The sequence below is a fragment of the Bacillus hominis genome, assembly GCF_018332515.1.
Taxonomy (GTDB): Bacteria; Bacillota; Bacilli; order Bacillales; family Bacillaceae_G; genus Bacillus_A; species Bacillus_A hominis.
On sequence record NZ_BOQD01000092.1, the window covers coordinates 22909 to 36204 of the forward strand.

The window sequence follows — 13296 nt, forward strand, 5'->3', positions numbered from 1 at the left end:
GAGTTAACCCGCGTTGCCACCCTAGTTGAAAGCATAGAAAATATAAGCTTTCCACTTAAAAAATTAACGGTTTTTAACCGGAAACGATTACTAACTTCACATTGAAGGGTTCCACATTTCGCTCAAGGACGGATTCACAAGCGCTTTCTATCGGTTTACACCACCCACCGACTCTCTAAAAGAAAAGATACTTGTTACTACTTCCTTTCATAGCTTTTAAACAATATAAATTTTAATTATCATTACTTTACAATAATTCTGTTTATTTTTCAAGAAAATATTGTATCTTTAAAATAAAGAGTTCATATAATCAAACCACAAATAAACTGGAGGTTATTTACGATGTTTCATATCACTTTGAAAGCAATAACTTCTACAAACTGGCGAGAAGCGCTTACTAAAACAATTTGGAGCTGAGACTTTGAAATCGACATTAATCATTCTTCGAGGAAACTCCGCAAGTGGCAAAACAACAATCGCAAAAGAACTGCAAGAACATTTTGGGCAAGGTACACTTCTAGTCTCTCAAGACGTTGTGCGTAGAGATATGCTAAGGGTGCACGATACAATGGGTAACTTATCTCATGATTTACTATTTGAAATTACGAAGTATGGAAAAGGAAAATGTGAATTTGTTATTTTAGAAGGTATACTGAACAGTCGTAGGTACGGCGATATGTTAAGAGAATTAATACATAATTTTGAAGGAAACGCTTATACATATTATTTTGACTTATCACTTGAAGAAACAATTAGACGGCATAATACAAGAGAAAAACGCCATGAATTTGGTGAGGATTCATTACAAAAATGGTATAATCCTCACGATACAATTGAAGTTGCTAGAGAAACTCTTTTTACAGATAATTTCACGCAAAAAGATATATTTCATGCGATTCTTAATGATATTACAATGCAAAAATAAGACTGACGAAATGAGTCAGTCTTATTTTCATTATGTACTTTGTATTTCAGTTTTCATTACAGAGCAATTTTTACATATGTAATAATAGATGTGCATTTCCCCGAACAGAAAATCAACTACTGAAATAAGTTCTCGTTCTTTAATATCTTGTGTAATTGTAGCAATATAATTCATCTCTTTAGAACAAGTTGGGCATACCAAATCCTCTGGAAGATCTTCATATAATGTGCCCCTAATAATCTACATACACATTCCGAACCGAACAAATCGAAAGCTTCCCAGTAGCTATCTTCATCAGTAGGTAGAAGCTGGTTATCCTTTATTAAATGGACCACGTTTCACTGGAGATGGCTATTACGAAAGTGTAATAGGTGATCCGGAAGGCAATCAAATAGAAATCACTATTTAACAATCGTTTATCTTTTCTGAAGAACAAATGAAAATTAGTTTGGAGGAATCATATGCATAAGCTACATTTCAAAAAATTTGAAGCAATAGATTTTAATCTATACTTCCAGCTTGTATCGAACGAAAAAGTCATGGCACAAATTACAGAGCGCATCATTCCGTTAGAAGAAGCACAAAGCGACTATGAAAAATTGTTAAGGCGCAATGAAAAACATAAACTGTATGGGTCTTATAAAGTCTATAACAGTGTAACAAATGAATTTATCGGACCTGGACATATAACAGTAAATGAGGATGATTTTAAAGAAGCTGAACTTGGTTATATGTTATTGCCAGAACACTGGGGATAAAAATATGGTAGTTGTATTGCAAGAGAATTAATTGAAATAGCGAAGCAGACAGATGTAAACGTACTAAAGGCAATTATCGATCCAAATAATATTCCCTCTCGAAAAATTTTATTAAACGTTGGTTTTACATCAAGTATAGTTTGTGAGATTGATGGATTACCTGGGGAGATTTTAAGTAAATATATTTAACTATTCAAAAAGGCAATGTTACATTCGAAATACTTGTAACATTGCCTTTTATTCATTATTTTGATCCATTGCTACGCTTCAAAATCTCACTCTAGGAATAATCACCCTCGCTCATTCATCTACTTATAACGTATAGTCAGTTCTATTTTTCTACCCGCTTTTTCACATTACGAATAGCTGAAACACGACCCGAAAGCCTTTACCATTTAAAATGGAAGTAAAGGCTAAATATGACCCGAAAAATGTTTTCAACTTTCCGCAAAGTATTCCGCCCTTTTAATAGTCTAAAATGAAAGTTATAGTTTATATTTCTAGCAAAAAATGAACGATTCTTTCCGTGAAAATTATGGGAAGAATCGTTCATTTTTTATGTTGGAAATAATTCGTTTCTTTTGCATGATAGTGATTTGGTTTCACACTTCCCCATCACCTTACATAAAGCAAGTGAACACGAAAGCCGGTGGAATATTCCAGTTTATTTTCTTCACCTCAATATTTGCAAAAAATGAACGAAAAAATTGTTGTTTAAAGCGTGTATATTGGAAAGTAATAAATTTCCCTTCTTCTCCTAATACTTCTTTTGTTACCTGTAATATCTTTGTAGAGGTATCAAGGGATAAACTGGTAAATGGCAATCCTGAAATAATATAATCCACTTGGGTAATTTTATATTGCTGAACATACTTTTCCGTATATTCGGCAGAGTCATGAATAATGTACACATTTTCCATGTGTGAATATCGCTCTTGAAGTATACGGTAAAACTGTGCGTTATTCTCAATAATTAACAATACCGTTTCATTATGTTTATGTTGAACGAGCTGTTCCGTAAACACTCCAGTTCCTGGTCCATACTCAATAATACATTTTGCTTGTTCAAAATTTATAGGGGCTACCATTTGTTTTGCAAGTTTCTTAGAACTTGACAATACTGCTCCTACAGTTCTTGGGTGCTTTATATATTCACTTAAAAAATGTAGTACATGCATAGTCTTCTTCCTCTTTCCTTGTAGGATACAAGGTATACTCTACTAAAAAAATATGAAAATATGATGAGAAATACATAAGATATTCTTAATGTCCCCCTAAATACAAAAGAAACTTAAACGATTAGTCACCACTTTTGTTTACATAATAATATTATTGTTTATTTTCAACTTTTTTATAAATAAGTACGGAAACCCCACATTTGTTACCCTATTTGAGAACGGACAAATCATGTTTGGAAATGATTTTCACGACTATTATGAATGGTGGCCAGCTGGGGTCCAATGTGAGGATTTGCTTGTAGTTGCTGCACCTTGTAATGAAATTGCTACTTGGGCGGTATATTTCAAGTATTTTTATCAGGATGAATCAAATAAACATACTTTACATGGCGGTGCACCTATTATCAAAGGTGAAAAATGGGTTATGACGCAATGGATGAGAAGAAGAGCATTGTTGTAACAAGTAAATTTACCGACTTTATCATTTTAACCGAGAAGCCCTCCTCTAGACCAAGTGAAGGTTAGGATAGTTCAATTCCAATCTTCACTTGAAGTTTTTTGTGAAATTCATTGAAAACATACAAACAGCCATCATTTCATGGAATGATGGCTGTTTCTGTTTACCATTATACATAATTTTAACTTGATGGCTGCGTTATTTATAACAGCCAAGCAACCTCCCTACTATACAATAGAAAACATCATATACACTCCAACAACGAAGAAAACGGCTAATGTCTTAATTATCGTAATACCAAAAATCTCTTTATAAGCTTCCCGATGCGTTAATCCTGTAACCGCAAGTAAGGTTATAACTGCTCCGTTATGAGGTAAAGTATCCATACCTCCTGCTGCCATTGCAATTACACGATGCAGCACATCTAACGGAATATCAAAGTTCGCTGCCGCTTCAATATATTTTTCTGCCATTAAACCTAATGTAATACTCATTCCACCCGAACCTGATCCCGTCAGACCGCACAAAATATTCGTCATGACCGCTCCGCTAATTAAAGGGTTTGAAAATGTTCCTGTCAAAGAATTTTGAATCATGACAAATCCGGGTAAAGCTGCTATAACGGCACCAAATCCATACTCGGCTGCAGTGTTCATGGCAGCTAAGATTGAACCACTTACGCCCACGCTTGTAATAGATTGAAACTGTTCTTTTACCGCTTGGAAGTTTAATAATATAGCACCAAGTATTCCGATAAGAAGTGCCATTTCCACTGACCAAATACCTACGACTTGTCCCATATCAATCGTTCCGTACTCCTTCAAACCTATAGATGCAAAATCAAATCCCTTTGTATACCATACAGGGATGAATGCTGTAAAGACTTTATTCATCACTCCAACCAGTACAAGCGGAAGAAAAGCTACCCAGTAACTAGCTGGAATAACATCACTGGACACAATCGGCGTTTGCACTGGTTGTGCGCTAGTTGTGGCAGCCAGTTCAGAAGTGGCACCGCCTTTTCCGAAGTATCCCTCTCCCTTAGCCGCAGCCTTCTTCCTACACCTTTCCAAATACAGCATCCCACATATAAAGATAAACAATGCTCCGATAATTCCTAATGTAGGAGCTGCATAAATATCTGTTTTAAAGAACGTAGTTGGAATAACATTTTGGATTTGAGGCGATCCAGGAAGCGAATCCATCGAAAACGTGAATGCACTGAATGCGATTGTCGCTGGAATGAGACGTTTCGGAATGTCTGCCTCGCGAAATAATTGCGCCGCAAATGGATAAATCGCAAATACTGCGACAAATAAACTGACACCACTGTATGTAAGAATCGCTCCCATTAACACAATAGAAAGAATAGCTCTTTTCACACCTATAAAATGGATGATAATTTTCGCGATTTTTTCTGCTATCCCAGTGATTTCTACCACTTTACCGAATATCGCTCCAAGCAAAAACACAGGAAAATATAATTTTATGAATCCGACCATCTTCGCCATAAAAACATTAGAAAAGAACGGTAAAACATTCGCCGGTTCCGTTAAAAACACAGCTAACAAAGCACATAACGGAGCGAATAAAATGACTGAGAATCCTCGGTAAGCTACAAATATAAGCAAGCCAAGCGATAGCAATACAATCAATAAATCCATAACCGTAATCCCCCTCAATAAAATGGATTCTCTTAAATTTACTTTACACCCTTTTATATTTTTATATATTGTTGCAACGCCTGCCAGAGGCAGGCATTACTTTTTGTTATTTTATTTATGATGAAAAAGCGGTACCCTCTTTTCTATAAAAGCCTCCACTCCCTCTCTTACATCACTCGTTTGAAATACATGGCCGAAATTCTCAGCTTCTATTTTTAGCCCGTCCTCAAGAGAAGAAGATAATCCCTTATTGATAGATTGCTTCATCAAAGATAAAGCAGGAAGGGAAAATCGAGCCATCTTCGCAGCTAGTTCCTTCGCCTTATTCAGCGCTTCGCCACGCGGAACAACATGATTCACCAAACCAACTCGCCAAGCTACTTCGGCAGTGAACGGTTCACCAGTGAACATCATTTCTTTCGCGCTTGCAGTTCCTATTAATCGAGGCAAACGTTGCGTGCCTCCCGCACCTGGAAACAATCCTAACTTCACCTCCGGAAGTCCGATTTGGGCATGTTCTTCTATAATCCGTAAATCACATGATAAGGCTAATTCACACCCGCCCCCAAGCGCTAATCCGTTAATAGCAGCGATTACAGGCTTCGGCAATCTTTCTATTTTATTTAATGGGTTCTGAAGCCACAATGATTTTCCCTCTGCATATTCACTCCCTTTCCCAATCCATTCCGGAAACGACTTGATGTCCCCTCCTGCAACGAAAGCCTTTTCTCCAGCACCAGTTAAAAGTACAGCAATTACTTCATCATCCCGTTCGATTTCGTCGACCGCCGTCGTCAGTTGCTCAATCACAGCACAGCTCAGTACATTCACAGGAGGATTATCAATGATAACCGTCGCGATTCCTTTTTCTTTGGACCATGTAACAACCCGCTTATTTTCCAATGAAATCCCTTCTTTCCAATATGTAATGAGATAAAAAGCAAACTGTTTTACTACCCTTCAGCACATCAACTCGTTCTTTTAATTACATAGCCGACCTGTTCGCGATCCCAAGCAGTACCGATTCCTTCCTCCTTCAGCTTGAACTTCTGAATCCGTTCCGTCGCGGTTTTTGGGAAAGTTTCACTGAACTGAACATATCGCGGCACCATGAAGTAAGCCATACGTTCTTGACACCAATCTATAATCTCTTCATGGGACATCATTTCTCCTTTCTTTACAATCACATATAATTTGACATCCTCTTCTCCCACTTCCGATGGGACACCGATGGCCGCTGATTCAAGTACTTTCGGGTGATTATTCACGACTTTTTCGATTTCCCAAGAGGAGATGTTTTCTCCACGCCTCCGGATACACTGTTTGATTCGATCGCAAAAATATAAGTAACCTTCCTCATCTAGATAACCGCGATCTCCTGTATGGAACCATCCCTCATTCATCGCCTCCTCTGTTTTATCCCGCATTTTATAGTAGCCTTCCATGAATGTTTGTCCCTGTAAGGAACGGATAAAAATCTCCCCAATTTCACCAGTCCGCGCTTCATTTCCCTCCTCATTAACAATCTTCGTCTCTACGTAAGAATATGGTTTTCCAATAGAAGGCGGCTTATTGGCATTCAATGGATTCGTTACACAAAAACCCGTCGTTTCCGTTAATCCATAGCCTTCCACAATCCGGACGCCAAACCTCTCCTCAAACGGCTTCCAAAATTCCTTAGGCGTAGCAGCACAAGCCGTCACCCTTACAAAATTTTCATTGTCGTTTTCCTTTTCTGGTTGCTTGCAGAGAATAGGAATCATAGATCCTAAAGAATTAAAAATGGTTGCGCCATGACCGCGAATTTCATCCCAAAATCTAGAAGCACTAAACCGCTTGCCAAGAGCAATCGTCGCACTGGAAGAAATAGCACCGAGTACTGTATGGGCCTGGGCGTTAATATGGAATAACGGCAGCGCTGTAAATAAGATATCTTTCGAACTCGCGCCAACCATATAGACGGCAAATGACTGCGCAGAATTTACATAGGCAGAATGACTTAACATGACCCCTTTAGGTAATCCAGTCGTTCCAGAGGTATAAAGGATACTGTTAATAGAAGAAGAGGAAACAAATTCAGTTGGAAGGTGATGATTATTTGTATTCAGTACATCTTTCAATTCGATTACGAGCCGTTCTTTACCCTCACCTGTAATGATTGCGCTTTCATCATTTCCGTAAACGACAATTTGAATGTCCCTTTGTATAAATGGCAAACAAGAAGCAATTTGAGGAACAAATTCCTTATCAACGATAATTAGCTTACAATCGGAGTGAGATAAAATATACTGCAGACCTTCCCCTTTTAAATGCACATTCAGAGGCACTGCAATTGCTCCCATAAAAGATAAAGCAAACCATACATCCAGATATTCAGGAGTGTTATGAAGCATAATACAAACCTTATCCCCTTTTTGAATACCGAGCTCACAAAATCCCGCTGCAGCTTTTGTAATTCGATGATAGAGCTCCTCATACGTAACTCTTTGTTCTTCAAATTGTAAATACACCTTACTTGGTGTTTTTTCAATACTTTGCATAATAAAATGCGGCAAACTGTGATTTTCCAGCATTGAATTCCATCCCTTCTTGCTATAATCTTTTTTATTTATATAGCAAGAAACATGCCAAAAATCGACTCATTCTCTATTCCCTTATTCCTTCAGGGATATACCCCGTTCTCCCTTACATGTCCACCTTCACATGTCGCATTTGCGCTACAAATGATTACGATCATGTCGCATCCATAAGAAAGTGTCGCAAAAAAGAGACAGTATGTATTACTGCAAACCAAACAAAAAAAGGGCCTGTTTGCCCTTTATTCCCCTTCAATACATTCCATATTTTTCTATTTTCCGATATAAGCTAGCCCGATGAATCCCTAAAAGCTTGGCTGCCTCTTTTATATTTCCAGCTGTCTTTTCCAAAGCCCTTGTAATCACCCGTTTTTCAGCCGATTCCACTTCCTCCTGCAGTGAATAACTCATCTCATTCTTCTCTTGATCCACCTCAAATATTTCATGATATAACTCTTCTTCCAAATCTTTTTTCCGCAAATAGACAGGAAGATGATGCACTTGAATAATCATTCCTTCTATAACATTCATCGCTCGTTCTAACACATTCTCTAGCTCCCTAATATTCCCTGGCCAATCATGTTCCATGAATATATCCCTTACTCTCTCATCCAATGAAAGAACGCTACTACCCAGCTCCCCATTCAATTTCCGAATTAAAAATTCCATTATATGTATCATATCTTCCTTTCTCTCTCGTAACGGAGGAATATCGATCGCAAACACATTCAACCTATAATATAAATCCTCCCTAAATTCCCCTCTTTGCACCATTTCACGAAGATTTCGATGTGTCGCCGCAATGAAACGGACATCAATCTTTTGAATTTTCGTACCACCAATTCTTTCAATCTCTTTCTCTTGCAACACACGCAGCAACTTCACTTGCATGTCCAAAGACATATCACCTATCTCATCTAAAAACAACGTTCCCTTATGGGCCAACTCAATCTTCCCAGGCTTACCACCTTTTTTCGCTCCTGTAAAAGCCCCCTCTTCGTATCCAAACAATTCAGCCTCCAAAAGATCCCTCGGAATCGCAGCACAATTCAAACGAATAAATGAACCCCTAGCACGCGGACTTGCACGATGTACCGCATGTGCAAAGAGCTCCTTCCCTGTACCGCTCTCTCCTCTTATCAAAACGGTAGACCGACTTTTAGAAACCTTCAAGGCCATCGTTTTAACTTCTTTCATTTTCGCACTCTCTCCTATAATACTTTGAAAGGACAACCTACCTTCTTGTAACCGCTGTAATTCAGTTTGATAGTAAGATAACTTTGATTCCATCGCACTAATCTGATCCCCCAAAGCTTTAAACTGCTGTATATCATGAAACATAATTTTACCAATCGCACCAATAACCTCACCGTCCTTAACAATAGGTATGCGAGTTGCGATAATATTCCGATTACTTATACGCTGGATATGCCCAATTTCCACCTGTCCCGTCTTCACGATAATATGCATCCTCGTATTCTCAACAACCTCCGTACAATGCTTACCTATCGCTTCCTTTGGGTCATCAATCCCTAAAAATTGTGCATAAGAACCACTTAAAAAATTGACAATCCCTTGTTCATTTACCCCTAGAATACACTCCGACAGTAAATTCAAGGCATTTTCATACCGACTGATGATACTTTCCAAGGACTGTATACTTTTTTCCTTGTTTTCCAAAATGGCAATTGATCCATCTTCTTTCCCGCTCTGATATATACGGGATTCATTCATAATCAATACTTGGTTGCCCACCTTACACTCGTACTTGTACAAACTATCATTTTGATTCACTACTAGCTTTTTACGATTAGGAATAATCGTTGATATATGCTTACCTATTATTTCATTTTCTTTTTTATGTAACATGCTGCAGAATGGTTGGTTGCTGAATGTGATGATTCCATCATGACTTATGACAGCAATTCCGTTATTCATTACCTGAAGAGCCTGGCTTGTTAACTGCAAATTCATTCTTTCATCCATATGCATTTGGAAGCCCCCCTATCAAATTGTGCTCTTTCTCGCATGTATTATATATTCATTTTAAACATTTACTTTCCTTCGGCTCTTCCGTTTGAAGTAATAATTTCTTGAACCAGTAATATAGCTAATTAACCGGTAGGTTCTGTTTTGACACCTGTCAGGTTTTAATAATCTAATTTCTTTAAATCTTTGGATGTAAGAAGATGAATCTCATGGGCTATTTACAACTTGTAGGTGAGGAATATTTGACGCTTACCTTAGATACCTAATGAGTTTTATGAAAAGTAAAAAACAGTTGATGGAGTGTCTTCCATCAGCTATTTTCATTACGAATTTTGGTGATGAAACCCATAATTATTAGGTTTACTCTAGCATAAAGTCTTATCCCCCAATCCCCCAACTAAACCATCTCCCATGCCCTTCCGTTTCCCCAACAATTTCACAATATTCGTTTCCGTGAATATAATAATCAATATGAAGGTCCCGGTCCCACATGTTGTTATATAGGTGGAATACATCACGTTTTGCACCAATCTCTTTAATTTGTTTTTCTAGCGTATGTTTTACATTTTCAGGTATTTGGTTTGCTACATGTGTATGGAAAATACAGATTACAGCATCTTCCCTTATTTGATTTGCAATGGCCGGCAGAAGCGCTACACCGTCCCCTTCAATTAATTGCACTGATTTTTCTTTTACAAGCGTCGCTGCTTGATCGAATAGTTCAAGTCTTTCTTTATGTTCTGGCCAAATAAGCGCGCGTAACCATAAATAATCTTCTTCATCATTTAAATCGTTCACATGTAAATCTAGTCCGATTCTTTCCATAACAGGTGGACTTTGTTTTAAAAAGGATGGCTTCTTATCCCCTTTTATTTCTGATTGTAAATGAACATTAGACTGTGTGTTTCCAAATACTTCTTCCGTTCCATATGAATAACGATATTGATCCCAAAACAGTTGTAATCCCGCACTTGTACCAATTTCTATTAACGCTAACGGTTTGTTCACTTTATTAAATATGTAACAGAAACTTGGATATAAATAGGCACATCGCCTTACTTCATTCGTTTGAACGAGTTTCGTTTGTAATAAAAAGGTAATTTCTTCTCGATATTCATGGCAAAAATCTTTAAATTGATGAAAGGCATTTTCAAAATTTGTATCAGCATTTTCAACTAAACTATAATAATACCTTTTTAAACTGTGTTCTTTTCCTTTTAACAATAAATAATGGACTGCACCTAATAATAAGTTTGGGATTGGTTGACCAGGTTGTGCATAGGAAGCTAACGTAAGAACTTCCTCATCTTCAGAAATTTTTATTGATAAATATTCGTATAAATCACTTGATCCTTTACATTCATTCACAGAAAAATTTCGAAATAAGTTTGCGATTTGTTCTCGTGTAAGCATTGGTATCCCTCCTGTTTTATTTTCAGAATAATCTTATCATTTATTTGTTATTTACTCTATTTTTTCAAATTAAATGTTTCAAAAATAAAATTTTACTAGTTTCCAAAGATAAAACATAAAAATAGAAGTTTTTTCGGGATAACATCAAACTGGAATTCTTCTCCAAATTCCGCTTTACTACTATGCTTTTTACCCTTATGACAGAAGAATTCTATGAAATAAAGCGTTAAATAGTTTAAAATTATCAGATAACACTAGATATTTTAGTCTATTAATTATTATAATAGACTATGAGATGGTTATATAATTGAGACAAAAAAGGTAAATACCTAGGTGGGGCCTAGGCGGTGTTTTCTTTTTACGGCTTAGATATAAAAACACCTACTCTTTTTTGCCAATATAGGGGATGGAGAGATTATCATGAGCAACATGCAGCAAAAAACAGACGTTATCTTAATTGGCGCTGGAATTATGAGCGCCACGTTAGGATCATTACTTAAAGAATTGGCACCTGAATTGGAAATTAAAGTATTTGAAAAACTCGCTAATGCCGGAGAAGAAAGTTCTAACGAATGGAATAATGCTGGTACAGGACATTCTGCGCTATGTGAGCTTAACTATACATCCGAAAAATCTGACGGGTCTATAGATATTGGTAAAGCTGTAAAAGTAAATGAGCAATTTCAACTTTCAAGACAATTTTGGGCGTATCTTGTAAAGAGAAACTTAATTCGTAATCCACATGATTTTATTATGCCACTACCTCATATGAGTTTGGTGCAAGGAGAAAAAAATGTAGAGTTTCTAAAAAAACGTTTTGAAGCGCTTTCAAAAAACGCTCTATTCCAAGGAATGGAATTTTCTGATGCTCCTGATACATTAAAAAAATGGCTTCCACTCATTATGGAAGGCCGTACCTCTAATGAACCGATGGCTGCAACGAAAATTGATTCTGGAACAGATGTTAACTTTGGTGCGTTAACACGCATGTTGTTTGATTACTTAAAAACTAAAAATGTCGAACTAAACTACAAACACAGTGTTGAAAATATTAAACGTGCGAAGAACGGTTTGTGGGAAGTGAAAGTACACGATATGAATAGTGGCAAAATCGAACACCATACTGCAAAGTTCGTCTTTATCGGCGGCGGTGGCGGTAGTCTACCTCTACTTCAGAAGACTGGTATTCCTGAATCAAAACATATTGGAGGATTCCCAGTAAGTGGACTATTTATGGTATGTAAAAACCAAAAAGTTGTAGAGCAGCATCATGCAAAAGTATACGGAAAAGCTAAAGTTGGTGCTCCGCCAATGTCTGTACCTCACCTTGATACAAGATATATAGACAACAAAAAAGCTTTACTGTTTGGACCATTTGCAGGCTTCTCACCTAAATTCTTAAAAACTGGCTCAAACCTTGATTTAATTGGTTCTGTAAAACCGAATAACGTCTTAACGATGTTAGCAGCTGGTGTAAAAGAAATGGGATTAACAAAATACTTAATCCAACAAGTTATGTTATCACACGAAAAGCGTATGGAAGAATTACGTGAGTTTATTCCGAATGCTAAAAGTGAAGATTGGGATATTGTCGTTGCTGGACAACGTGTGCAAGTAATTAAAGATACTGATGCAGGTGGTAAAGGAACACTTCAATTTGGTACAGAAGTTGTTAGTGCATCTGACGGATCAATCGCTGCGTTACTTGGCGCTTCTCCAGGTGCTTCTACTGCGGTTCACGTTATGCTTGAAGTATTAGAAAAATGCTTCCCAGAACGTATACTAGCATGGGAGCCAAAAATAAAAGAAATGATCCCTTCTTATGGCGTATCACTAACGGAAAATCCAAGATTGTTCCAAGAGCTTCACGCTTCAACAGGACGCACACTTGGGTTAAATGAAAAAGAAGCTGTTCACAATTAATGAATAGATTAAAAAAACAACATAATAAAAACGTCCGATATATTCGGACGTTTTTATTATGTCTGACGAAGAAATATAGTGACTAAAATTATATCGGCGATTTTTTCAATATGTCAGCTATTCGACAATAAATGACATATCCCCGTTAACTCTCAACTAGAAATTATACTTATTTATGTTATCCTCCGTAAATACAACTCGTTCAGGTAATACGATAATACCGTTTCCTTCTGCCTCATAGTCATACCCTTGAATAGAGTTTGGCTCTACTTATTTTGTAGCATTGTATATTTCTTTTTTCATATCTAGAACACTCTTTTCACTGGACTATTTATCCCGCTATTTGCGGGCAATAAGACTCCCACCTCAAAATTCGGCTTGAACAAAGAAGTTAGGTGGGAGCCCCGCTGCCC

General features: G+C 37.1%; 7 protein-coding genes, 7 pseudogenes and 1 other annotated feature (1 of these 15 only partly in view). Of the genes and pseudogenes, 6 read left to right on the forward strand and 8 right to left on the reverse strand.

The window, feature by feature from the left end:
• Positions 1-220: a binding site (T-box leader), on the reverse strand; it reaches 11 nt to the left of the window's first position.
• 201 nt (positions 221-421) lie between these two features.
• The gene (locus tag KI356_RS10795; RefSeq protein ID WP_212935408.1) at positions 422-925 is read left to right on the forward strand and encodes a kinase; all 504 of its coding nucleotides are present in this window, start codon (positions 422-424) and stop codon (positions 923-925) included.
• 30 nt (positions 926-955) lie between these two features.
• Here the strand turns inward: KI356_RS10795 and KI356_RS28470 are convergent.
• Positions 956-1239: pseudogene (locus KI356_RS28470) on the reverse strand (hypothetical protein); the annotation flags it as partial.
• Between KI356_RS28470 and KI356_RS28175 the strand changes: the two are divergent.
• The 3 pseudogenes from KI356_RS28175 to KI356_RS10805 form a co-directional block, all read left to right on the forward strand.
• Positions 1236-1334 (forward strand): annotated as a pseudogene (locus tag KI356_RS28175) (VOC family protein); the annotation flags it as partial. The pseudogenes KI356_RS28470 and KI356_RS28175 sit on opposite strands and share 4 nt — an antisense overlap.
• 52 nt (positions 1335-1386) lie before the next feature.
• A pseudogene (locus tag KI356_RS10800) lies at positions 1387-1872 on the forward strand (GNAT family N-acetyltransferase).
• 211 nt (positions 1873-2083) lie between these two features.
• A pseudogene (locus KI356_RS10805) lies at positions 2084-2152 on the forward strand (BBE domain-containing protein); the annotation flags it as partial.
• A gap of 151 nt (positions 2153-2303) precedes the next feature.
• On the opposite strand, the gene KI356_RS10810 reads toward KI356_RS10805, so the two are convergent.
• Positions 2304-2861, reverse strand: a complete 558-nt coding sequence (locus tag KI356_RS10810; RefSeq protein WP_212935409.1) for a class I SAM-dependent methyltransferase — start codon at positions 2859-2861, stop codon at positions 2304-2306.
• Positions 2862-3195: 334 nt separating this feature from the next.
• Here KI356_RS10810 and KI356_RS10815 point away from each other — a divergent pair.
• Positions 3196-3321, forward strand: a pseudogene (locus KI356_RS10815) (2OG-Fe(II) oxygenase); the annotation flags it as partial.
• Positions 3322-3545: 224 nt separating this feature from the next.
• On the opposite strand, the gene KI356_RS10820 reads toward KI356_RS10815, so the two are convergent.
• The 5 genes and pseudogenes from KI356_RS10820 to KI356_RS10840 all read right to left on the reverse strand — a co-directional run bounded on the left by KI356_RS10820 (position 3546) and on the right by KI356_RS10840 (position 10960).
• Complete coding sequence (locus KI356_RS10820; RefSeq protein WP_128280363.1) at positions 3546-4982, reverse strand: GntP family permease; 1437 nt, start codon at positions 4980-4982, stop codon at positions 3546-3548.
• Between the two features lie 111 nt (positions 4983-5093).
• Complete coding sequence (locus KI356_RS10825; RefSeq protein WP_212935410.1) at positions 5094-5885, reverse strand: enoyl-CoA hydratase; 792 nt, start codon at positions 5883-5885, stop codon at positions 5094-5096.
• A 65-nt stretch (positions 5886-5950) separates the two neighbouring features.
• Positions 5951-7555, reverse strand: a complete 1605-nt coding sequence (locus KI356_RS10830; protein WP_212935411.1) for an ATP-dependent acyl-CoA ligase — start codon at positions 7553-7555, stop codon at positions 5951-5953.
• Positions 7556-7810: 255 nt separating this feature from the next.
• Complete coding sequence (locus KI356_RS10835; RefSeq protein ID WP_212935412.1) at positions 7811-9550, reverse strand: sigma 54-interacting transcriptional regulator; 1740 nt, start codon at positions 9548-9550, stop codon at positions 7811-7813.
• 362 nt (positions 9551-9912) lie between these two features.
• Positions 9913-10960 (reverse strand): annotated as a pseudogene (locus KI356_RS10840) (DUF2332 domain-containing protein).
• 420 nt (positions 10961-11380) lie between these two features.
• On the opposite strand from KI356_RS10840, the gene mqo reads away from it, so the two are divergent.
• Positions 11381-12883 carry a malate dehydrogenase (quinone) gene (mqo, locus tag KI356_RS10845; protein ID WP_128280367.1) on the forward strand — a complete coding sequence of 501 codons (1503 nt, stop codon included), beginning with the start codon at positions 11381-11383 and terminating at the stop codon, positions 12881-12883.
• A gap of 156 nt (positions 12884-13039) precedes the next feature.
• Here the strand turns inward: mqo and KI356_RS10850 are convergent.
• Positions 13040-13153 (reverse strand): annotated as a pseudogene (locus KI356_RS10850) (autoinducer 2 ABC transporter substrate-binding protein LsrB); the annotation flags it as partial.
• Positions 13154-13296 lie beyond the last annotated feature (143 nt).